This is a genomic window from Paenirhodobacter huangdaonensis (assembly GCF_004022465.1).
Lineage (GTDB): Bacteria > Pseudomonadota > Alphaproteobacteria > Rhodobacterales > Rhodobacteraceae > Rhodobacter > Rhodobacter huangdaonensis.
Map to the genome: position 1 here is coordinate 197,214 of NZ_SAVA01000003.1, position 23,404 is coordinate 220,617.

Annotated in this window: 17 protein-coding genes; 9 read left to right on the forward strand and 8 right to left on the reverse strand. The window is 68.5% G+C overall.

The window, feature by feature from the left end; all coding sequences use genetic code 11:
• Position 1: 1 nt before the first annotated feature.
• The 8 genes from EOW66_RS06515 to EOW66_RS06550 form a co-directional block, all read right to left on the reverse strand.
• A complete protein-coding gene (locus EOW66_RS06515; RefSeq protein ID WP_128155618.1) occupies positions 2 to 454 on the reverse strand; it encodes a TadE/TadG family type IV pilus assembly protein in 453 nt (150 codons plus the stop codon).
• Complete coding sequence (locus tag EOW66_RS06520; RefSeq protein ID WP_128155619.1) at positions 454 to 1,056, reverse strand: hypothetical protein; 603 nt, start codon at positions 1,054 to 1,056, stop codon at positions 454 to 456. The genes EOW66_RS06515 and EOW66_RS06520 overlap by 1 nt, the downstream gene beginning before the upstream one ends.
• A gap of 4 nt (positions 1,057 to 1,060) precedes the next feature.
• Positions 1,061 to 2,425 carry a type II and III secretion system protein family protein gene (locus EOW66_RS06525; protein WP_128155620.1) on the reverse strand — a complete coding sequence of 455 codons (1,365 nt, stop codon included), beginning with the start codon at positions 2,423 to 2,425 and terminating at the stop codon, positions 1,061 to 1,063.
• An 86-nt stretch (positions 2,426 to 2,511) separates the two neighbouring features.
• Entirely contained in the window at positions 2,512 to 3,684 is a 1,173-nt protein-coding gene (locus EOW66_RS06530; protein ID WP_128155621.1) for an HlyD family efflux transporter periplasmic adaptor subunit, read from the reverse strand.
• Positions 3,681 to 5,801 (reverse strand): type I secretion system permease/ATPase, encoded by a 2,121-nt coding sequence (locus EOW66_RS06535; RefSeq protein ID WP_128155622.1) that lies wholly within the window; start codon positions 5,799 to 5,801, stop codon positions 3,681 to 3,683. Before EOW66_RS06535 ends, EOW66_RS06530 begins: the two co-directional genes overlap by 4 nt.
• Before the next feature lie 27 nt (positions 5,802 to 5,828).
• Positions 5,829 to 7,085 carry a TolC family protein gene (locus tag EOW66_RS06540; protein WP_164881048.1) on the reverse strand — a complete coding sequence of 419 codons (1,257 nt, stop codon included), beginning with the start codon at positions 7,083 to 7,085 and terminating at the stop codon, positions 5,829 to 5,831.
• A gap of 68 nt (positions 7,086 to 7,153) precedes the next feature.
• Complete coding sequence (locus EOW66_RS06545) at positions 7,154 to 8,101, reverse strand: hypothetical protein (RefSeq protein ID WP_128155624.1); 948 nt, start codon at positions 8,099 to 8,101, stop codon at positions 7,154 to 7,156.
• 233 nt (positions 8,102 to 8,334) lie between these two features.
• Positions 8,335 to 11,658, reverse strand: coding sequence for a BapA/Bap/LapF family prefix-like domain-containing protein (locus EOW66_RS06550; protein WP_164881049.1), 3,324 nt, complete (start codon positions 11,656 to 11,658; stop codon positions 8,335 to 8,337).
• Positions 11,659 to 11,939: 281 nt separating this feature from the next.
• Between EOW66_RS06550 and EOW66_RS06555 the strand changes: the two genes are divergently transcribed.
• From EOW66_RS06555 to EOW66_RS06595, 9 genes are all read left to right on the forward strand, one after another.
• Complete coding sequence (locus EOW66_RS06555; RefSeq protein ID WP_164881050.1) at positions 11,940 to 12,722, forward strand: tetratricopeptide repeat protein; 783 nt, start codon at positions 11,940 to 11,942, stop codon at positions 12,720 to 12,722.
• 188 nt (positions 12,723 to 12,910) lie between these two features.
• A complete protein-coding gene (locus tag EOW66_RS06560) occupies positions 12,911 to 13,804 on the forward strand; it encodes a hypothetical protein (RefSeq protein ID WP_128155627.1) in 894 nt (297 codons plus the stop codon).
• A gap of 16 nt (positions 13,805 to 13,820) precedes the next feature.
• Positions 13,821 to 15,092: an AAA family ATPase gene (locus EOW66_RS06565; RefSeq protein WP_128155628.1), complete on the forward strand. Its 1,272-nt coding sequence runs from the start codon at positions 13,821 to 13,823 to the stop codon at positions 15,090 to 15,092.
• Between the two features lie 9 nt (positions 15,093 to 15,101).
• On the forward strand, positions 15,102 to 16,523 hold the full coding sequence (locus tag EOW66_RS06570) for a CpaF family protein (protein WP_128155813.1): 1,422 nt from the start codon (positions 15,102 to 15,104) through the stop codon (positions 16,521 to 16,523).
• A complete protein-coding gene (locus EOW66_RS06575; RefSeq protein WP_128155629.1) occupies positions 16,523 to 17,476 on the forward strand; it encodes a type II secretion system F family protein in 954 nt (317 codons plus the stop codon). Before EOW66_RS06570 ends, EOW66_RS06575 begins: the two co-directional genes overlap by 1 nt.
• A 7-nt stretch (positions 17,477 to 17,483) precedes the next feature.
• A complete protein-coding gene (locus EOW66_RS06580) occupies positions 17,484 to 18,323 on the forward strand; it encodes a type II secretion system F family protein (RefSeq protein ID WP_128155630.1) in 840 nt (279 codons plus the stop codon).
• Positions 18,323 to 20,749: a response regulator gene (locus EOW66_RS06585; RefSeq protein ID WP_128155631.1), complete on the forward strand. Its 2,427-nt coding sequence runs from the start codon at positions 18,323 to 18,325 to the stop codon at positions 20,747 to 20,749. Before EOW66_RS06580 ends, EOW66_RS06585 begins: the two co-directional genes overlap by 1 nt.
• Before the next feature lie 118 nt (positions 20,750 to 20,867).
• Positions 20,868 to 22,634, forward strand: a complete 1,767-nt coding sequence (locus EOW66_RS06590) for an ATP-binding response regulator (protein WP_128155632.1) — start codon at positions 20,868 to 20,870, stop codon at positions 22,632 to 22,634.
• 91 nt (positions 22,635 to 22,725) lie between these two features.
• A complete protein-coding gene (locus tag EOW66_RS06595) occupies positions 22,726 to 23,355 on the forward strand; it encodes a response regulator transcription factor (RefSeq protein WP_128155633.1) in 630 nt (209 codons plus the stop codon).
• The last annotated feature ends 49 nt before the right edge of the window (positions 23,356 to 23,404 follow it).

Here is a 23,404-nt window from a genome sequence, read left to right on the forward strand (position 1 = left end):
CTCAGCGGACGATGACCGAGGCGGAGCGGGTGATCTGCCCGAGGTTGACGCCCAGCATCTGCCCGAATTGCGACGCGCCGCCGCCCGCCAGATCGTAGGTCACGCGGATCGTCAGCAGACCCGAGGCCGCGGGCTGGCCGGGGCAGCTGGCCATCGGCTCGAATTTCGCGGCCGAGAGCGTGACGCTGTTCTGGGCAAGCGCCGGCAGATAGTCCTGCCCGAGCTTGAGGCAGATGTCGCCGTCGTAATTCTGTCCGACCAGCGAGAACCCCTTGCGTGCAAGCTCGAAGGCGACCTGCTGCACCTCGCTTTGCGAGGCGATCAGCAGGCTGACGAAGGCGATCAGCGCCAGCATCAGCAGCAGCGCGGGGAAGATGATGACGAATTCGACGGTCACCACCCCCGCCTCCGAGCGCAGCCGGTCGCCGAGTTTTCCGAAACGCCCGCCCCGCATCAGTTTGCCCCGGAGATTGCGGTGATGCTGTCGGTGCCGCCGCTTTGCGTCGGCACCGCCTGCGGCGGCGGCGGCACATGGTAGGTCGGGCGCGCCGTCCCCGAGGGATAGAGCAGCTCGTCCGGATAGGCCATCTGCGCCGCCATGTTGTTGGCGACAGTGCAGCCCGCCCCCGGCGAACAGCCGGACTGATCGACCTCGATCGCGTCGATCTGGATCATCCGCACGATGCCCGTGGTTCCCGAGGCGTCGGCGGGGTCCGGCATGCGCAGATCGACGCGGGGAATGCGGCTGCCGATCAGCTTGCGGACGGCACCGGCCCGCGCCTCGTCCTGCCCGGCCGAGCAGCCACGCGGCACGGTGACGATGACGGCGCCGGCGCGCGCCGCCTCGGCCGAGCCAATGAAGGCACGGATGCGCTTTTGGTCGGCCGACGGGATCCGCGCCGAACACTGGCCGAAGGAATAGCTGATATGGGCGCTGACGATCTCGGGCGAGAGCCGGCCCTGCACGGTCTGCACCGGCTCGCCCTCACAGCCCGACAGCAGCATCAGCGCGAGGCCGGCAGCAACAAGGGGGCGGTCGAAAATTGCAAAGATCATGGCATCACCTGTTGATGAGGAAGCCGGCCTGACTGCGGGGCCGCCCCCCCGTCGCCGCGTCGGGCCGCACCATCTGCCCGGTCACCATCTGCTGCACCCCGTTCGGCGCCAGCGCCGCACCGTCCAGCGGGGTCTTCAGCTGGTTGCGGGTCGTCGGGCGGACGACATAGGGGGTCACGATGATGACGAGCTCGGTCTCGCCGCGCTTGAAGGCGGAAGAGCGGAACAGCGCACCGATGATCGGCAGCTTCGCAAGCCCCGGAAACTCGGTCAGCGACTGTTGCCGGTCGGCGCGGAACATCCCGGCGATGGCGAAGCTCTGCCCGCTGCCCAGCTCGACCGTCGTCGAGGCCGAGCGTTCGGCAATCGCCTTGCCGTCGGGGGTCGACTGCGACTCGTCGATCGACCGCACATTGGTGTCGAGCTGGATATGGATCTGGTCCTTGTCATAGACCGTGGGCGTGAAGGTCAGCTCGACGCCGATCGGCTCGAATTCGATGCGCGTGTCGTCCTGCGTCGCACCGACACGATAGGGAATGCGCCCGCCGGCGAGGAAGGTGGCCTGCTCGCCCGAACGCGCGGTCAGGTTCGGTTCCGACAGGATCGTGGCAAGGCCCGAGCGCGACAGCGCATCCATCACCAGCCCGAGGTTGTTGCCCATGGTCGCCGAGACCGAATAGCCCTCGATCGTCGAGGCGGGCGAGGTCAGGCTGCGGTTCCTCGAACTGCCGGTGACGGAAATGCCCAGATCCTGCTCGATGCTGCGCGAGACCTCGGCGATGGTGACCTGCAGGTTGACCTGCGGCGGCGTCGTCAGCTTCAGATTGTTGACCACCACGGCGGCGTCGCCGGCCAGCTTGGTGACGACGTTCTCGGCCGCCTGCGCGTCGGTGTCGCTCTCGACCGTCCCGTTGACAAAGATCGCCCCGTCGGCGGTCGACAGCCTGATCGCGCTGCCCGGCACCGCCTGGCTCACGGCGGACTGCAGCCGGCCGAGGTCGATGTCGACCTCGACCTTGGCCTCGATCAGCGCCTTGTTGTCGGCCCCCAGAACGAACAGGTCCGACGAGCCGATCCCCTTGCCGACGACATAGACATATTGCGCCGACTGCATATCGACATCGGCGACCTGCGGGCTGGACAGAAAGACCGCACTGGCGGGCTCGGTCAGCCGGATGAACTTGGCCTCGCCGACCCTGAGCCGGATCGCCATGTGCTGGGTCGGTGTTCCGGTCTCGATCTGCGGCGCGGCGGCGCCGTCTCCGCCGCTCTGCGCCCGCACGGGCGGGGCAAGGAAAAGCCCGCACAGCGCCACGGTGCCGGCAAGGATCAGGGGGGGACAGGCGGCAGGAAAGATCGAACGGGTCATCTCATGTCTTTTCAAGGCGGCTTTCGACGCGGCGGAGAACAGGTGAGCACAAGAAATACCGACCGGCCCATGCGCCGGCCTCACAGTTATCGCAGCTGCGCCCGGATCAGCGGGCGGATCAGATAGCTCAGCACTGACCGGCGCCCGGTCTGGATGTCAACCTCGGCAATCATGCCGGGCCGGATCGGGTAGCTCTCCCCGTGCCGTTCCAGATAGGCGCGGTCGGTCTTGACCATGACCTTGTAAAAGCTCTGCGTGCCGTCGGCACCATCGGCATCGACGGTGTCGTCACTGATCTGCTCGACGGTTCCCTTCAGGTCGCCATAGACCGAGAAATCGTAAGCCGTGATCTTCACGCTTGCCGGCATGCCCGGCGCGATGAAGGCCACATCGCGCGGCGCGACATGGGCCTCGATCAGCAGCTGGTCGTCGATCGGCGTCACTTCCATGATCGCCTCGCCCGGCTGCACGACACCGCCGAGCGTGGTGATGTTGACGTTGTTCACCCGCCCCGCCACCGGCGAGCGCAGATCCGTCCGTGCGAGCTGATCCTTCTTCTGCACGATGCTCTGCTGCAAGGACAGAAGCTTCGCCTTGGTGTCCGCCAGCTCGCTGTAGGCGTCCTGCACATAGACGTTGCGGACCTCGGTGATCTTGCCCTCGAGCGTCGTCTTCTGCTGCTGCAGTTTCAGCAGGTCGACCTGGCTGACCGCGCCGCCCTTGGCCAGCGGCGCGGTCAGGTCGATCTGCGTCTGGATCGGCTCGATCTGATTATGGACGGAGTCGATGGACTCCAGCAGCTTGGTGCGGCGCGCGCGGAACAGCCGCTCTTCCGTCGCCTGGATCTCGGTCATCGGCTCGGAAAAGCCGACATCCTCCTTCTCCAGCACCTCGGCCTCGAGCCGCTGCACCTCGGCCGCCAGCACCTCCATCTCGGACTTCGCCTGCAGATAGGCCGAGCGGAACTGCGTCGGGTCCATCTTCACCAGGATCTGCCCGGGCTGGACGGTATCGCCCTCGCCCACCTGCAGCTCCGAGATGATGCCGCCCTCGAGGCTCTGGATCGTCTGCTGGCGGCGCAGCGGCACGACGCGCCCCTCGCCGCGCGTGATGTCGTCGATCTGCGCCAGCGCCGCCCAGATCAGCGCGATCAGCGCCGTCGCGGCGATCACCCAGATCGTCTGCCGTGCGACGCGCACCGCCTGCAGCCGGCGCGAACCGTCGGCGAAGCTCGGGGTATCGGTGGACAGGCTGCTCATTTGACGGTCTTGATCCCGTTGGCATGGGCGCCGAGGTCGATGACCTGACCGAGCGGCCCGTGATAGGCAACGCCTCCATCCTTGAGAACGAGAGCCGTCTCGGCCAGCGCCAGAACCTCGCGCTTGTGGGTGGCGATGATCGCCGTGCGCGAGCCGAGCCATTCGCGCAGATAGCCGATGACGTGCTTCTCGGTGATCTGGTCGAAGGCCGCCGTCGGCTCGTCGAGCAGCACGATCCGCGGGTCCTGCAACAGCACGCGCGCAAGCCCGATCGCCTGACGCTGCCCGCCCGAGACATTGGCGTTGCTGTGGATGCGCAGGTCGAGGCCGCGCACATGGCGCCGCACATAGGCGCCAAGCCCCACCGCATCGAGCGCGGCCATCAGCTCGTCATCCGAATGCATGCCGCGGTCGAGCAGCAGGTTGTCGCGCAGCGTGCCCTGAAACAGCGCGACGGATTGCGGCAGATAGCCGATCTGGCGGCGCCGGTCGATCGGGTCGATCTGGCTGAGCGACAGGTTGTCGATCAGCAGGCTGCCGCTGGTCGGATTGGTGAACCCCGCCAGCATCCGCAGCAGCGTCGATTTGCCCGCGCCATTCGCCCCGATCAGCGCGGCATGCTCGCCGGCGGCGATCTCGAGGCCGTTGATCGTCAGCTCGGGCGGTGAATCCTTCTCATGCGAGAAGGTGATGTCCTGCATCCGGTAGGCGCCGGCGAAATGCGGCGCGCGCAGGTATTGCCGGTCGGTCGGGCGTTCGACGGGCATCGCCATGATCCGGTCGAGCCCCTCCATTGCCGCGCGCACCCCCTGCCAGCGGGCCAGAAGCCCCGCCACCCGGCTCATCGGCGACAGCGCCCGCCCCGACAGCAGCGTGCAGGCGATCAGCGCGCCGACCGTCATGTGCCCCTCGCTGATGCGGTAGACGCCCACGATCACCACGCCGCCATAGCAGATCTGCTGCGTCGAGGCGACGAATTGCGAAATCAGCGTGGTCAGCTCGCGGCTGCGGATCGACGAGCCCGCGATCGTCGCCGAAAGCTGCGCATAGGCGCGCTGCAGCCGGTTCTCGGCGCGGGCGGCCTTCACCGTCTCGAGGTTCGACACCGCCTCGAGCAGGATGCCGTTCAGCGCGGCGCTTTCCTGATTGTGCTCGCGCGAGACCTTGGCGAGATGCTTTTGCATCACGATCCCCGGCAGCACGATGGCGATCGAGCCGCACAGCGTCACCAGCGCCACCGGCCCGCCGATGAAGGCGATGATGCTGATGAAGATCAGGGTGAAGGGCAGGTCCGACAGCGCGGCAACGGTGCTCGAGGTGAAGAATTCCCGCACCACGGCGAAATCGCGCACCTGATTGGCGAAGACCCCGGTCGACTTGGGTTGCTGCGACAGGTGCAGGTTGGTCACCTGCTCGAACAGCTGCGACGACAGCCGCAGGTCGAGATCGCGCCCGGTCACGTCGACCAGCCGCGCGCGCATGATGCGCAGCACGAATTCGAGGCAGATCGCGATGGCGACGCCGCTGGCAAGGATCCACAGCGTGTCGAAGGCGCCGCTCGGCACGACGCGGTCATAGACCTGCATCGAGAACAGCGACGAGCCGATCGCCAGCAGGTTCGCCATGAACGCGGCAAGGACCACATCGCGGTAGATCCCCAGATTGTCGAGGACCGGACCGATGATCCAGTGCCGCCGCTCGCCGACGGTCTCGCCGAGCCGGTCGGACAGCACGTCGATCGGCCGCGCGAACAGCGCCCGTCCGGCATAGCGCGCGCCCAGATCGGCAAGCGCGCACTCCTCGCGCCCGCCACCGGTCTCGGGATGGACCAGCGTGCAGCGCCCGTCGCCCACCCATTCCAGCACGGCATACTGGCCATCGTGCAGGAACAGCAGCGCCGGCAGCGAGGCCGCGGAAATATCGTCCAGCGCCCGGGCACCGATCCGGCAGCTCATGTTCGCCCGGCGGAGCGCGATGGCCGCGTGGTCGGGCGGCAGGCGCCCGTCCGCGTTGACCAGACCGTCGGTCAGCCGCTCGGGCGGAACCTGGATGCCATTGAGCCGACACAGCTCCATCAGTCCGACGACGAAGGGGTCGGTCGTGCTCTGTCCTGTCATGGCGAAACCGTGCCCCGGCGTTTCATGTCATTTCACCCGATGCTGCCCGCCCGCCGCAACGACCAGCGATCCGAGCACCCCGATCGACTGAGCCGCCTCGTATTCGGTCTGCTTCAGCGTGCTGAAGGTGTCGATCGAGCTGACCTGCGCGTCATACTGGTCGCGCCCGGTGGTCAGCAGGTCGACCAGCTCGCGCTTGCCGGCCACGAACTGCTGCTCGTAGGCCTCAAGCACCTGGTCCGCCTGCGCCAGCTGCTTTTCCTGCGCGACCCCGGTCTGTTGCAGCACCAGAATCTGCTGCACCGAGGCGCGCACCTTGTTCTGCAGGTCACGCTCGGTCGACAGCAGGCTCGATTTCGCCGCGTCGAGATCCTGTTCCGCGCCCTTGATCGCACGACCGCGGAAATTGCCCGCGTCGAGATCCATCGAGGCCGCAAGGCCGATCGACCCGCTCTGCGACCGCTCGCCGTTCAGCGCCTGTTTGCCCTGTGCCTGGATCGAGATCGTCGGCAGGCGCGCGGCCTTGGCCTTGTCGATGCCCTTCTCGGCGATGCGCACATCGGCCTTGGCCGAGATGTAGTCGGGGGCCACGATGACCGCCGAGATGATCGCCGCACTGTTGCTGTACATCCTGGCAAAGCCGAGATCGGGCAGCGGATCGACACGGTCCGGCTGCTTGCCGACGAGATACTCGATCTGCGCCAGGGCCATCTGCCGGTCGGCCTGGATCTGCGCGAGCTGATCCTCGGCCCGGGAAATCTCGAGCCGCGCCCGGGCGATCTCGGCGGAATCGGCGAGGCCCGCGTCGACGCGGTCCTGCGAATACTTGGCAATCCGGCGCGCGAAGGTTGCGTATTGCTCGGTGCAGGCGAGCTTCTGGTCCATCGTCTCGACGGTCAGGAACTGCAGCGCGATCTCATAGGCCAGCTCCTCGACCGCGCCTTTCAGCTTGGCGACGGCCTTCACCCGGTCATAGGAGGCGATGCTGACCTTGCTGCGGGTCAGCCCCCAGTCGAACAGCACCTGCGACAGCGTCACCAATGCCTTGGGCCCGCCGGTGGAGGTGGTGTTGGTCTCCGCCGCGAAGCTGACCGAGGGCAGCCATGCGTCCTTCGCCGCCTCGATGTCGGTCGTGGCCCGGGACACCTTCTTGCGCAACGCCGAGACGCTCGCATCGTATTCGGTCGCGGCGCGGAGCGCCTCGCGATAGCTCATCGCCGCCACATCCGTCGCGAGGAGGGCAAGGCAGGCAGCGCTTCCGGCCAGGAGGGACAACAGTCTCATCGCGTCAGCAGGTCCCCGCATCGGCGGCCCGGGCAGCCCGCGCGGGACCGCGCGACGCGCCCCCGTCCTTACGCACCATGAACATCATCATGCCCCTGCATCAGATCGGCCAGGGTCGTGTCGCTCTCCGACAGCGGCGGCGTGGTGTCCGCTTCGGCGCCGGAGGTCTCGGTCGTGCTGTCGAACATCCCGCCGGCAAGGCTGCTGCCCGTGGCCGGGGTCTGCGAACTCGCAGCCGCCTCCCCGCTGTCGGAGGAAAGCAGCGAGGCGATGTCGATGGTCAGGGACTCGCCGCCGATGAGGTTCGCCACGAGGCTGGCGGGGTCGGCCGCACTTTCCGCCGCGGAGACCTCCGATACCGGAGTGTCGTCGGCCTTGGTCGCTTCGGTCAGGCTGGCGGGCTCGAGCGCATCGGCCGCGGTCTCGCCTGCGGCCGGCGCAGCGTCCGCATGCGACGAATGGTCATTGCCACCGTCCGAAACGATGATCTCGCCAAGGATCGCACCGAGCGCGGTCGCAAAGGCCAGCTTGTCCAGCCCCACCCCGAACAGGGTCCAGCCGCCGGCGCCATCCGAAGCGCTCGCGGCCTCGGTGACCGCCTCGCCATGCACAGCGCCTGCGACCTCGGCCTCGGGCGCCGCCGGAGCCGCCGCCGCCGCCCCGGCCTCGGCATGGGCGGTGTCGACCTGGTCGGGTTCGGCAGGATGAATCACCCCGGTCTCGGGCTGGAAAGGTTCGGGTGCCAGAAGGCCGGTGACCTCGACCGGGCCGCCGGCGCCGTCAAGAAGGCGGCTGGCATTGCCTTCCGGGCCGATCACGAAGAAATCGTGCAGCAGAACCTGCTGGCCGTCGAGCAGCGTCACGCGCAGATCGGTGCCGGCCTTTTCATAATAGGCGATGCCGGGCGCGCCCTTCCCGAAGTAGACGTCGGACGGTGCCGTGATGGAGATTTCCGACCCGTAGGCCCGGACAGTCCCCCCCGTCGACGACGTTGCGGAAAAGATTTCGACCGCCATTTTGCCTCTAGTTCCCTGATTCCCCGCCCGTTGCGGTGGTTGTAGCGACTGTCAGGTGATCAGAACAAGCCCCAACGCCGCCGGTCGCCAGACCGGATGCCGGGCGATGCCCGGATCCCGCACCGGATCGGCGCCTCGCCTGCATCTTTTCTGAAAGGCAGCTGCGCCTCCCGGGGAAAACTCCGGAAGGCGCCGTTTCAGGTCCGAAGAGCGCCTGCGCTCTGCGGCGCCGGTCAGCCGAGCAGCGAATGGCCGCCCAGCAGCGAGTCGAGCGTATCCGACACGGTGTCGAGGGTATCGCCCAGCAGACCGCCGTTGCTGTCCGAGCCGCCGAGCAGACCGCCCAGCAGACCGCCCGACCCGCCGAGGAGGCCGCCGAGCAGACCATCCGAGCCGGTATCGCCGCCGAGCAGACCGTCCACGGTATCGGTCACGCCACCCAGCAGGCCGTCGGACCCACCGAGCAGACCGCCCAGAAGCCCATCCGAGCCAGTGTCGCCACCGAGCACACCGCCGAGCAACCCGTCCACGGTGTCGGTCACACCCCCCAGCAGACCGTCGGACCCACCGAGCAGACCGCCCAGAAGCCCATCCGAACCGCCGAGGAGGCCACCAAGCAGACCATCCGAGCCCGCGTCGCCACCCAGAAGACCGCCGAGCAGACCGTCCACGGTGTCGGTCACACCACCCAGCAGACCATCGGACCCGCCGAGGAGGCCGCCCAGAAGCCCGTCCGAGCCGGTGTCGCCACCGAGAACGCCGCCGAGCAGACCGTCCACAGTGTCGGTCACGCCACCCAGCAGGCCGTCGGACCCACCGAGCAGGCCGCCCAGAAGGCCGTCCGAGCCGGTGTCACCACCGAGAACGCCGCCGAGCAGGCCGTCCACGGTATCGGTCACGCCACCCAGCAGACCGTCGGACCCGCCGAGAAGGCCGCCCAGAAGCCCATCCGAGCCGGTATCGCCGCCGAGAACGCCGCCGAGCAGACCGTCCACGGTGTCGGTCACGCCACCCAGCAGACCGTCGGACCCACCGAGCAGACCGCCCAGAAGCCCATCCGAACCGCCGAGGAGGCCACCAAGCAGACCATCCGAGCCGGTGTCGCCACCGAGCACACCGCCGAGCAGACCGTCCACGGTGTCGGTCACACCGCCCAGCAAGCCGTCAGACCCGCCGAGGAGGCCACCCAGAAGGCCGTCCGAGCCGGTGTCGCCACCGAGAACGCCGCCGAGCAGACCGTCCACAGTGTCCGTCACGCCGCCCAGCAGGCCGTCAGACCCACCGAGCAGGCCGCCCAGAAGCCCATCCGAGCCAGTGTCGCCACCGAGAACGCCGCCGAGCAGCCCGTCCACGGTGTCGGTCACGCCACCCAGCAGACCGTCAGACCCGCCGAGAAGGCCGCCCAGAAGGCCGTCCGAGCCGGTGTCACCACCGAGAACGCCGCCGAGCAGCCCGTCCACGGTGTCGGTCACGCCCCCCAGCAGGCCATCGGACCCGCCGAGGAGGCCGCCCAGAAGCCCGTCCGAGCCGGTGTCGCCACCGAGAACGCCGCCCAGCAGACCGTCCACGGTGTCGGTCACGCCCCCCAGCAGACCGTCGGACCCGCCGAGCAGACCGTCCAGCGTATCCGTCACGCCGCCCAGCAGGCCGTCAGACCCGCCGAGGAGGCCGCCCAGAAGGCCGTCCGAGCCGGTGTCGCCACCGAGAACGCCGCCAAGGAGACCGCCGAGGAGACCATCCAGAAGGCCGCCCCCGGTCGAGGTGCCGTCGCCCAGAAGCCCTTGACCGAGCAGATCCCCCACGAGGCCATCCGAACCGGTCACCGCGCCGAGCAGGCCGTCGTCGCCAACAAGCCCCCCCAGCAGACCGTCCGAACCGGTGACCGCACCCAGCAGCCCCGAGTTCCCCGTCAGGTCGCCCAGCAGACCGCCATCGGCGATCAGCCCATCGAGCAGGCCGGTGCTGCCCGCGTCGCCACCCGAACCGATGTCCGTCAGCCCGCCCAGAGTGCCGGACAGCGCATCCGTCAGCCCGCCGACAACATCGGTGACATTGCCGAGCAGGTTGTCGACCGTCGTCCCGAGATCCCCCGTCACCCCTCCGAGAGTGGTGCCGAGGTTATCGACCAGCCCGGACACCGCGTCCGTCACGCCATTGCCATCGGTGGTGCCGTCGCCCAGCAGGCCCGCGCCCAGCAGACCGCCCAGCAGGCCATCCGAGCCGGTCACCGCGCCGAGCAGGCCATTGTCGCCGACAAGCCCTCCCAGCAGACCATCCGAACCGGTGACCGCGCCCAGCAGCCCCGAGTTCCCGGTCAGGTCGCCCAGCAGACCGCCGTCGGCGATCAGCCCGTCGAGCAGGCCGGTGGAGCCGTTCCCCGTGAGACCGTCGACCAGATCGCCGACCGTACCGCCAAGGTTATCGACCAGATCGCCAACCAGGTTCCCGGCATCGCTCACCACGTCGCCAACCGTATCGAGCAGGTTGTCAAGCAGCGACGAATCCGAGGCATCCGTCGGCTCGGTCATATCCGTCGGCTCCGTGGTATCCGTCGGCTCGGTGGTGTCCGTCGGCTCCGTGGTATCCGTCGGCTCCGTGGTGTCCGTCGGCTCCGTGGTGTCGGTCGGTTCCGTCGTGTCGGTCGGTTCCGTCGTGTCGGTCGGCTCCGTGGTATCCGTCGGTTCCGTGGTGTCGGTCGGCTCCGTGGTGTCCGTCGGCTCCGTGGTATCCGTCGGTTCCGTGGTGTCCGTCGGCTCGGTGGTGTCCGTCGGCTCCGTGGTGTCCGTCGGCTCCGTGGTGTCGGTCGGTTCCGTGGTGTCGGTCGGCTCCGTCGTGTCGGTCGGCTCCGTCGTGTCGGTCGGCTCCGTCGTGTCGGTCGGCTCCGTCGTGTCGGTCGGCTCCGTCGTGTCGGTCGGCTCCGTCGTGTCGGTCGGCTCCGTCGTGTCCGTCGGCTCCGTGGTGTCGGTCGGCTCCGTCGTGTCGGTCGGCTCCGTGGTGTCGGTCGGCTCGGTGGTGTCCGTCGGCTCGGTGGTGTCGGTCGGCTCCGTCGTGTCGGTCGGCTCCGTCGTGTCGGTCGGCTCCGTCGTGTCGGTCGGCTCCGTGGTATCCGTCGGTTCGGTGGTATCCGTCGGCTCCGTGGTATCCGTCGGCTCGGTGGTGTCCGTCGGCTCCGTCGTGTCGGTCGGCTCCGTGGTGTCCGTCGGCTCGCTCGAGCCATTGCCGTTGTCATCCGACAGGATCAGCACCGCGCCGAGACCGGCCAGACCCGCCGCAATCATCCCGCCAACGCCGTCCATGCCCGCGCCGATCCCGGCGGCCCCCGACTCGACCGCCTCCGTCAGGCTCGTCACGCCCGAGAACGAGCCGTCCGAGAACAGCAGGCGGCTCACCTCGCCCTTCGGGCCGGTCTGGAAAAAGTTGTCAACGACGATCTGGTCACCGCTGTTCAGCTTGAGAACCAGGTCATCGCCGCTCTTCTCATAGCTTGCCACATCCGCTCGAAGCGTCGGGACACGCACATCCATGGGCTGGGGGACGGAAATCTTCGTGGTGTTCATTTTCAGCTCTCTTGGCTCTGGATCTTTACGGACAATGGCTGAGGTGGCGGCGACTCTGCCCCACATCACATACTTTCGTATCGTCTATAGATCGAAAGATGTGATCTTTCTATCTTTAATTTGTGAACACATGGGCCTAATAGTTTCCGGAAGCGCATACGTCTTGCCGTCACCCCCGAACCAGATCAGCGAAAGGATATTTCCGAAGGGAAATACCGAGCTGGACGGCGCGACTTCTGGATTTTATGAGTTGCCGGGGGCCAGCCGAAGGAACGAGCACCGTGATCCGAAATGCGCTTCTGACCGTCACACTCTGTCTTGCCGTCGGAGGCTGTGCCGACGGCGGCTTTTCCATCGGCGCCGGATCGTCCTCGACACGAAACACCGAGAAGGTCGCAGACGCCGCCCTCGGGGTCGGCGATTACACTGAAGCCGCCCGCCTTTATGAGCGCGCCGTCGCGACCTCGCCGCGATCGGTCGAGGCCTGGCTCGGGCTTGGCCGGGCCTATGGCGCGACCGGGCAGTTCATCCGCGCGCAGAACGCCCTGGCCGCCGCGCAGAAACTGGCGCCGCGCAACACCGAAGTCCTTGTCGAGCTTGGACATCTGCAGCTCTCGCAGATGCATCCGCGCGATGCGCTCGCGTATTACGACAAGGCGCTGGCGGTCGATGGCCGGAACAAGGCGGCGCTGACCGGCAAGGGCGTGGCCCTCGATTACCTGTCGCGGCACGGCGAGGCGCAGCAGGTCTACCAGCAGGCCCTGGCGCTCTATCCGACCGATTTTCCGCTGCTGAGCGACGACGCGCTGTCGCATGTGCTGTCGGGCAATATCGGCGAAGGGATCCGCCTGATGGAGCAGCTGCTGCGCGATCCGACCAAGGGCCGCACGGTGCGGGCGAACATGGCGCTGGCCTATGCCCTCGATGGCCGCGAAGCGGATGCCCGCGCGATGATGAGCGGCGACGTCGCACCGGACGAGATCAACCGGACGCTGGCCTATTACCGCCAGATCCGGAAGGACTACCTGGCCGGAAAGCCGATCGGCTATCTGGTGTTCCGCTGACCGCCTGCGCGTCTTGCGCAGCCGATCCAGATTGTAAGAGTACCCCCGGCCGACAGGCCAAACAGTAGCCAGTTCAGTTATTTGATGAACAGTCGCCCAGTGGCGAGAGACGGACCTTCCGGTCCCGATTCTCGCCATGCCTCGCCCGTTTGAGACCTTGTCTCTGTACTGATCCGGATGGACACGACATGCGTTTGAAAGTCGCCCTGCTCGTCACTCTCGGAACGATCCTGATCCTGGTATCGTCCGCATTGCTGCTGGTGCGCGTGCGGGCCGCCGATCAGCGCGCCGAGGAGATGAACCGTGCCATTGCCGTCTTCGGCGACATCGTCGCGCTGCCGACGCTCGAGCGCGACGTGAAACGCGGCGACGAGATCACCGCCGCGGATCTCGCCGATCTCCGCATCCCCTCGGTCTATGTGCCGGAGGGCGTGCTGCGCGCCTGGCCCGAGCGCAGCGATCCGGCACAGAAGTATTACGCGCTGCGGGACCTGAAGGCGCATGCCCTGCTTGACGCCGAAGAGGTCTGGCTCGGCAAGGCAGGCGACGGCCCGCTGTTCGCCGCCGGCAAAGGCGCGGTGCCGATCACGCCGAAGAACCTCGAAGAGGTGGCCCCGGCGCTGAAGGTCGGGGATTACGTCGACGTCTACTGGCAGCGCGCCGCCACCAATGGCCAGCCCGAGGTGCGACAGGTTGCCGCCGGGCTGCGCGTTCTCGGTCTGCCCGGCAGGCCCGCGGCAGCGACTGCGCCGACCGCGCCGACCGCGCCGAAGAACGCCTTCGACGGGCGCTTCGTCGTCGAGGCCGGGCAGGACCGGATCCCGGTTCTGCTTCAGGCCGGCGCCCAGGGCGACCTCTATGTCACGGTTGCCGGCAGCTCGTCGACCGATGGCACGGGCACTGTCGTCGTCGACAACACCGTGCTGCGCACGCTGCCGCTGGTCACCCGCGCCGGCACCGCCCCCGCCCCGATCGCGGCCGCGGTCGACCGGATCACCGAGGCACAGAAGGGGCCGCAGCTGTGCAACCTTTCGGTGGTGCGATCGTCGCAGCGCTCGGTCATCCAGGTTCCCTGCAACTGAGAGAAAGGATCCGCCCATGCCGGCTCTCAGAATCTGCACGGTAACCGACGGGCTCGACGCGGTGCTGCAGGTGGCGCTGCTCCTGTCCTCGGTGGGGGACGACACGACGCGCACCGACCTGCGGCTGAATGTCGCACAGGAGGCTCTCGGCAAGACCGGGGCAGAAGATTTCGACCTCATCGTCCTCGCCGCGACGGATGATGGCCGGAGCCCCGACACGCTGCGCGAGGTCGCCCGGATCGCCGTGGCGCGCGGCGCGACGGTGTTGCTGCGCGGCCCCGATGCCACATTGCCGGAGGGGCTGCCGCCCGACCTCGGCATCCTGCGGGGCCCGCCCTTCCCCACGGGCAGCCTCGGGCAGATCCTCGCCGCCGCCGCCCCCGTCGGCGGGACGACGGCCGCGCTTCGGCCGGAACCGGGCACCGGCTCCGGGCAGCGGGTGCCGCTGCGCCGGCTGATCGCCCGCCTCGCCGGCCAGGAGGAGGCGGTCCCGCCGCCGCTCCCCCCCGACGCGCCACAGGTTCACGTGATCCAGCCCACCTGCGGCGGCGCCGGCAGCACCACGCTGAGCGTCAACTTCGCCGTCGCGCTGGCGGAACGGGCAAAGCTCGGGGACGGCCGCACCGCCGTCTGTGTGCTCGATCTGAATCTGCAGTTCGGCTCGGTCGGGACCTATTTCAACCTGCCGGAAAACTCGCAGCTGCGCGACGCCTACCGCAACATCCGGCGAATCGATGCCGAGGTCTTCCAGAACTGTCTGCAATATCCCGCCCCCGGAGTCGCGGTGCTGCAGACGCCCGCCGAGATCATGCCCTTCGATGCCCTCACCGCCGCGTCGGTCGGCGAGCTGATCGCCCTCGCACGCGGCACCGCGCCGCTGGTGATCGTCGACATGCCGCATTGCATCGCCGACTGGGCCGAACAGGTCTTCGTCGAGGCGGATCAAATCCTGTGCGTCAGCACGCTCGATGTGCGCTGCGCGCGCAATGCGCGTCTGCTCGAACGGCTGCTGGCGGCGTCCTCGGCCACCCGGACCCCACCCGAGCATGTGCTCAACCGCGCGCCCTCCCGCCGGTCGCGCGAATGGGAGGAGAACCGCACCGCCTTCGAAACCGCGATCGGCCGCCCGCTTAGCGCGGTCTTCTCCGACGGCGGGGCACAGGTCGCGGCCTCCTGCGACGAGGGCAATCCGCTGTGCAGCAGCTCTCCGAAAACGGCCCTCGCGCAGGAAATCCGGGCTTTCGTCGGGCGGTTCCCGATGCCCCTGGCGCAACAGGGAGAGAGGTGATCCATGTCGATGTTCGACAAGTTCCGACAGGAGCAGAACGAGCAGAATTCGGGCGTCGCCTCATCCGCGACGTCGCCGCCTCCCCTGCCGGGTCTCGCCCCGGCCGCATCGCAACCGGCCGTCCCCACCGCCGAGACGGTGCGCGACGACGCGGCACGCGAGCGGCGCCACAAGCTCGGCGAGCTGCGCCAGGCGGCCCATGCGCGGCTGCTTGAAACCTTCAACCTGCCCGCGCTGCTGCAGGCGAGCGAGCCCGAGATCAAGATCGAGATCGGCAATATCGTCCGCGAGCTGATCCCGAACACGGCGGTGGCGATGAGCCGCTCGGAACGCGAACAGCTTGTCGACGAACTCTATTACGAGGTCATGGGCCTTGGTCCGCTCGAGGTGTTGCTGAAGGACGAGAACATCGCCGACATCCTGATCAACGGCCCGAACATGGTCATCGTCGAGCGCAACGGCATGCTCGAGGAAACCGACGTCCAGTTCCAGAGCGAGGCGCACCTGCGCCGCATCTTGCAGAAGATCCTCGCCAGTTCCGGCCGGCGTCTGGACGAATCCACCCCCTATGTCGATGCCCGTCTGCCCGACGGCTCGCGCCTGAACGCGGTGATCTCGCCGATCGCCATCGACGGCACGCTGGTCTCGATCCGCAAATTCCGCAAGGACAAGCTGACGCTCGAGCAGATGGTGCTGTTCGGCTCGCTCAGCGAGGCGATGGCCAGCTATCTGCGCGCCGCGGTGCAGGCGCGGCTGAACATCATCGTCTCGGGCGGGACCGGCTCCGGCAAGTCGACGCTGCTGAACGCGTTGTCGGCCTATATCGGCAAGCGCGAGCGGATCCTGACGATCGAGGATACCGCCGAGCTGCAACTGCAGCAGCGCCACGTCGGCCGGATGGAAAGCCGGCCCGCCAATGTCGAGGGCAAGGGCGCCGTGACCCAGCGCGATTGCCTGCGCAATGCGCTGCGGATGCGTCCCGACCGGATCATCGTCGGCGAGACCCGCGGCGAGGAAGCGATCGACGTGATGCAGGCGATGAACACCGGCCACGACGGCTCGATGACCACGATCCACGCGAACACGGCGCGCGACGCGACCAGCCGTCTCGAAAGCATGGTGCTGATGGCGGGGCTCGAGATCCCGCTTGCGGCGCTGCGTCGGCAGGTCGCCTCGGCCGTCAACCTGATCGTGCAGGTCGAGCGGATGCAGGACGGCTCGCGCAAGGTCGTCTCGATCACCGAGATCGTCGGCTGCGAGGGCGACGTGATCTCGATGCAGGAGCTGTTCTATTTCCGCCACGACAGCATCACCCCCGAGGGGCGGGTCGAGGGCCGGTTCCTCGGTTCGGGCGTGCGTTCGTATTACACCGAGCGATTCCGCCGCTGGGGCATCCGCCTGCCCGATTCCCTTTACAGCGGAGAAGGCTGATGGGCGGATCAATGCTGCTTCTCGGCCTGTTCATGACCGGCGGTGTGCTGCTGGTGATGGCGCTGTGCCTTTATGTCATCACCGATTACCGCCGGCTGCGCCGGCGCGTGCTCGAGCGGTTCTCCGGCACCCCGGCCGCCACCGCCCCGGCCGCGGCCCCCGGACGGCCCGCGCCGCTGCGCATCAGCGACCCGGTCGCCTCCCGCGGCACGGCCGGCAGCGCGCTGCCGGGAATGCGGCTGTGGCATGACCATCGCCGGCTGATCGTGATCGGTGCGCTCTCGCTGTGCGGGGTCATCCTGCCGCTCGGCATCGGCCTGCTGCAGATCGGCGTCTGGTGGAGCCTGCTCGCCTGCGCCCTCGCGCTTGGCGCCGCCGCGGCGGCGCTGCCGCGCTGGCACGCGCGCAAGCTGCAAGGCGAGATCGAGGCGAGCGTGCCCGATGCTCTCGACATCGCGGTGCGCAGCCTGCGGATCGGCATTCCGATCAGCGTCGTCATCCGCACCCTCGCCGAGGACACGCCCGGGCTGCTCGGATCGGAATTCGCCTTCACCGCGGACCAGATCAACTTCGGCAAGGACACGATCCAGGCGCTCGAGGAACTCGCGCAGCGCTGCGACAACCAGACCTTGCGCTTCCTCGCCGCGGCGGTCGCGATCCAGAGCGAAACCGGCGGCAATCTGGCCAGCCTCGTGGAGAAGCTCTCGACGCTGGCCCGCTCGCGCATCCAGCTGCGGCGCAAGATCGATTCGATCACCGCCGAGGCGAAATGGTCTGGCCTGTTCCTGTCGGGCTTTCCGGTGGTCGCCGCCGGCGGCATCTGGCTGCTGGCGCCGGACTACTTCGCGCCGATGAAGGACCACCACCTGACCGTGCCGGTTCTCACCGCCGTGGTCCTCCTGCTCGTGCTCAATATCCTCTTCATGCGCCGCATCGTGCGCTTCGACACCTGAGGGCCGGATGGAAAACTTGGCCATACTCGGGGTTGCGATCGGCGAGGCACTGCTGCTGAGCGGACTGCTCCTGTGGCGCCTTGCACCGCGCGCCGAAACCGCCGTCGGCGCAGACGATGCCGAGACGCTCCCCTTCCTCACCGGCGATTTCTCGCCGCTGCAGCGGCAACTGGCGCAGGCGGGCTTCACCAACCCGAGTGCGGTTCCGCTGTTCAACCTGTCGAAGGTCGTCGCCGGGGCGCTTGGTTTCGCCGCCGGATATCTCGGGCTGACCTGGTTCCGGGGCGACACGCCGGAGTTCTCGACGATGACCATCGCCGCCTGCACGGCGGCCTTCTGCATCGGCTATATGCTTCCCGCACTGTGGATCAGCGCGCGCCAGGAAGCCTATAAGCAGCGCCTGGAAAAGGCCCTGCCCGACGCCCTCGACCTGCTGCAGATCTGCATGGAGGCCGGCCAGTCGCTCGACCAGTCGATCATCCGCACCGCACGCGAGCTGCATCCGGTGCACCCGGAACTTGCCGCGCATCTCGACTGGGCCGCCGAGGCGATCCTTGCCGGCATGGACCGCGGCGAGGCCTTCCGCCGGATCGCCGCCGAAACCGAGAACGAGGACATCGGCGCACTCGGCAATGCTCTAGTGCAGACGGTCCGGATGGGCACGCCGGTCGCGCAGATCCTGATTGTCTACACCGACGACCTGAGGGACAAGCGGCTGCGCAAGGTCGAGAGCAGGGCCAACGTCCTGCCGACGAAGATGACGCTCGGCACCATGGCGTTCACGGTGCCGCCGCTGCTGCTGCTGCTGCTGACCCCGGCAATCCTTCGTATCATGGGAATGGTGTGATGAGCACGACGACACGCGGAGCTGGCCGGGCGCTGTTCTGGCGGCACGGCACCTCGACCCCGGAACAGAACGGCGCCGGTGCCGGGCAGGGGCTCGCGCTCACGCTGCTGGCGCTGCTCGGCGCGGGCTTCCTGCCGGCGCAGATCTGGCAACAGCCGGGACTTGCGGGTTTCGCGCTCAGCTGCGCCTTCGGCCTGACCGTGCTGACCGCATACCGCCGCCGCGCGCTGACCGGACGCGGGGCGCTGGCGGCGACGGCGGGGCTCGGGCTCGTCATGGCGCTCCGCTTCCTGCCGGTGGTGTCGCCGCTCGCCGAGGGCGGGCTGCAGCGCATGCTTCTCGGCGCGGTCCTCGGGCTGGGCGCGCTCGGGCTGAACGAGCGCCTGCCGAGCCTCGGCGAAACGCGGACGGAGCCGGATCGATCGCCGGGGTTCCTGAGCTTCACCCTCGGCTGGCAGGCAATCGCCGTCGTGGCGATTGCGGTGCTTCTGCTCGAACTCATGCTGTTCAACGTGCCCGTCGACATCAGCTCCGCCCTGCACGCCGAACTGATCGCCCTGTGCATCCTCACGGTGCGGAACTTCACCGGCTACGCCCTCGCCCGGCAAGACCGCGTCGGCCGGGGATCGGCCGGGACGATTGCCGCACTCGGTCTCGGGCTCTTCACCCTGCTCCCGGCCGCGCTCAAGCTCGCCAGCGTCACACCGGGCACGGTCCCCGCCATCGTCGCCTTGCTGGCCTCCGCGATGATGCTGCTTTTGGTCAGCGTGCTGCGCACCGCCCGCGCCGCAGCGGCCTGCGCGGCGGCGAGCTGCGCCGCGCTTGGCGAGATGACGGACCATGTCCCGGACATCGGCAGCTCGATCCCCGAGCTTGCGGCGATCGCCGCCTTCATCATGGTGTTCGTGGCGCTGAACCGGTTCGCGCAATGGGGGATGGGGGACGGGCTGGCAGCGGCCGGCGCCGGGCGCCGCTTTCAGGCGGACGAGGGCCGCTGGCTCGCCGTGCTGGATCTCGACCGCCGGCTGATGAGCTTTCCGCTGTCGCGCGAGGCCGATCTGCGCGACGTGCCGTTCTCGCACCTCTTCGCCCATGCCGAGCTGCCGCCGCTGATGGAGCTGTTCCGCCGGCTGAACGCCCCGGCCTCCTCCCTGCCCGACAGCGGGGACCCGACCCCGCTGACGATCACCATCCCCGGCGAGGCCCCCACGCTGATGCGGGCGCGGGTGTTGTCGCGCGAGGACGGGCAGATCTGGCTCAGCCTCGCCGCCGAGCAATCCGACCGCAGCCTGGCGGACCGGCTTCAGGCCTGCGAGGCCAGCCTCGTCGAGGCGCGCAGCCGCGAGGAGCACCTGCTGGCCGTCGCCTCGCACGAGCTGCGCACCCCGGTCGCGATCCTTGCCATGCTGGTCGAGGACATGAAGGCCGGATCGAGCTGGGACGAGATCGGCATCAGCATGGAAAGCACCGTCCGGCGGCTGACCGGGATCATGGAAAACCTGCGCGCACAGACCGACAGCCAGGGCCGGGGCGAGATCTTCACCCTCGCCGAAATCGGCTTCCAGATCCTCGAGACGTTCAGCAGCTCGGCCGCGAACATGCGGCTGCGCCTCGACCAGTCGCAGGACTCCGAACTGCTGCTGCAGGGCGCGCCGGTGCGCATCGTCGTCGCATTGTCGAAGCTCGTGCATAATGCGATTGTGCATTCGCACGGCACCGAGGTCACGATCAGCTCCTTCCTCACCCCGGGCGAGGGCAACACGGCGACGGTGACCTGGATGGTGCGCGACGACGGAACCGGCATCGCCGAAGCGGCGCGCGGCCGGATCTTCGAGGCATTCCGCGCCGCGGGCAACGAGGGCACCGGCGACGCGACCCCGGGGCTCGGGCTCTATTACGCGCGCAAGTCCATCGGCATGATCGGCGGCAAGCTCTGGCTCGACGAGGCGGTCCGGCCGGGCGCCTGCTTCGTCATGACCCATCCCGTCCGGCTGCTGCGTGAAGAGCCGGAAACCGACGAACCGAGGCAAGAAATGACCCAAGACAGTGTTCCCTATGCATCGAAATCCGCCCTCCTGGTCGAGGACAACAAGCTGGTGGGCGAGTTGACCGCGAACCGGTTGCGCCGGCTGTTCGGCACCGTCACCTGGGTCGAGACCGGGGTCGAGGCGCTGGCGAGCTTTCGCGCCGCACAGCCCTCGATCATCTTCGTCGACCAGCTTCTGCCCGGCATGACCGGCAGCGAACTGGTCGAGGAGATCCGCCGGATCTCGCCCTCGGTGCCGGTCGTCGGGATCACCGCCTCGACGCTCGGATCGGAATGCGAGCGGCTGGAGGCGGCGGGCGCGAACCTCGCCGTCGAAAAGCCGCTGAGCTTCGATCAGACCCGGCTGATCGCGCAGCAGTTCTTCGGCACCGCAGACTGATCCGCGCCCGCTGCACCCGGCCCCCCGGTGCACATGTGCGGTGCGGGATTGCGCCCGGCCCTCAGTCGTGCGCGAATCCGGTATCTGCCCCGTCCCTCCGCCCGGAAAGGCTGTCGCTGTGGCGCTCACAGAGAACCCGTCGCTGAAGAACCTGATCGACACCCTGTCGCATGCCGAAGCTGCAGACGATCGCGCGCTGCTGCTGCTGAGCGACAGCGGCGACGCGCTTTTCGCCAACCCGGCCGGCGACGCCCTGCTGCGCCACTGGTCGCACGGCGCAGAGCTGCCGCCGGCGCTGCGCGCGGCGATGCGCGACGCCCCGCTCTATCTGCGCCGGCCCCTGCCCGACGCGGCCGGGGCAGAGCTGATCTGCCTGCCGCTCGACGACAGGACCGGTCAGCGCGTCTATCTTTTCCGGGCGGACCGGCCCACGCCCGAGGCCGAGGCCTACCGCCTGATCCGCCGGTTTGCGGTGCATGACCTGCGCAGCCCGCTGCAGGCGCTGCTGGCGACGACCGAAGGACAGGCCCCCGCCCTTTCCGCGGCCGCCCGCACGGCCCTCGACCGGATCACCGACATTCTTGCGCTGTCGCGCGCCGAGACGCTCGCAGAGCTGTCCTGCGCCTTCGATCCGGCCACCACCATCGCGGCGGTGGTGACGATGCTGCAGCCGCTGGCGCAGTCCCGGCAGGTCCCCCTCGTCTTCGAGCCGCCGCCGCGGCGGGCCGAGGTGCAGGGGCCGGAACCGATCTTCCGCCTGCTCGCGCAGAACCTGATCGGCAATGCCGTGCGGCATGGCGCGGGCCTGCGGCGGATCAGGCTGCGGATGGAGCTTGATCGTCCCGGCCTCTGGACGATCACCCTCGAGCAATGGCAGCAGGCGGGCACGATCCCGCGGGCCCTCTTCGAAGGGCTGACCCGGGGAACCGCCGAAACCTCGGAGGGGGTGCGGCTGATGCACGCCGCGGGGCAGATCCTGCACGGCAGCTGGGACCTGCTGTCGCGCCCGGGGGAGGAGGCGATCGCCCTCTCCTTCGCGCTGCCCGAGGCGGCCGAGCTTGCCCCGGCGGAGGCGACGCCCGCCGCGCCGCCCCACGACCTCGCCGGCGCCCGCATCCTGATCATCGAGGACAATACGGTCGTCCGCGACTGGCTGGCGCAGGCCTTCCGCCGCGCCGGGGCCCTGGTCAGCACCGCCGCCGACGGCATGGCCGGGCTGCTTCTGGCCGAAACCGCCGCGCCGGCATTCGACGCGGTGCTGCTCGACCTCGTCCTGCCCGGGCTCGACGGGCTGTCGATCGCCCGGCGGCTGCGGCTGCGCGAACGGCGCGGCCGGCCGCGCCTGATCGGCTTCTCGGCGCAGGACGACGCCGAGACGCGCGCCGCCTGCGCCGAGGCGGGGATCCGCCTGCTGCTGCCCAAGCCCCTGCCCGCGGCGCAGCTTCTGACCCGTGTTGCGCATGAAATCCACGACCTCAGATCATCGGAGCCCCCCATGGACCAAAGCCCGGCCGTGCCGTCATCGCCGGCTCAGCGTGTCGCGCTGTTCAGCGACGCGATCGTGCAGGAACTGCTGACCGATCTTGGCGCAGAGGGGGCAAGACGGTTCATGGGCCGCGCCCTCGACGAGGCCGAGGAAACCCTGCGGGCGCTGCAGGACCAGGGCTTCGGGGCGACGACACGCGCCCAGCTGCATTCTTCGGTCGGCTCGTGCGGCATCACCGGGCTGCGCCTGGTCGAGGCCTGCCTGCGCCGGATTCAGGACACCGGGCGGGAGAATGGCGCGCTCGCGCCCCGATACTGCGAGCTTGCCGAGGCGATCGAAAAGACCCGGACAGCGCTGAAGGATGGCGGACCGCCGGGCCCGTCGCCGACCGGGCGGTGAGCGCCGCTGTTCGCAGCTCCGCAGAAAATCCCTACTTGTTGTTTCGCGATGACGTTATATGGCTCGACGAGGAAAAGGGGCGACGCACCGAATGACACCTGAGAACAAACTGCATCTCCTCATTGCCGACGATCATGCGATGATCCTGGAAATGTTCCAGATGTTCGTGGGGCAGACCGCTGACATGGAGCTGAGCACCGCGCAGGACTTCGACGGCGCCTTCGCGCTGATCGGCGCACAGGGACCGTTCGACATCATCTTGCTCGACCTGCAGATGCCCGGGATGAACGGGCTCGAGGGGCTCGACCGCGCCCTTGCCGCAAATGGCGGAAAGCCGGTCGCGATCCTCACCGGCAATCCGACGGCGCATCTCGTCGACGAGGTTCTCGGGCGCGGTGGCGCCGGTGTCGTGCCGAAGACCATGCCGCTGAAGTCGCTGGCGAATGCGATCCGTTTCATGGCCGCGGGCGAGCGATACGTGCCGCTCGAGCTGCTGAATGACCGCAACACGGCGCGCGACTCGCTCGAACATCCGCTGACCGATCGCGAGTTCGGTGTGCTCGAGCATCTGGCGGAAGGGCGCTCGAACCGTGACATCGCAACGGCGCTGAACCTCGCCGAGCAGACGGTCAAGATGCATGTGAAGTCGATCTGCCGCAAGCTCGGGGTCAGCAACCGCACCCAGGCGGTGATCGCCTCGCGCGACCGCAACCTGCTCTGAACCGCCCAAGCGGCCGCCGGGAGGCGACCGCGGGCCGCCTCCGGAGATT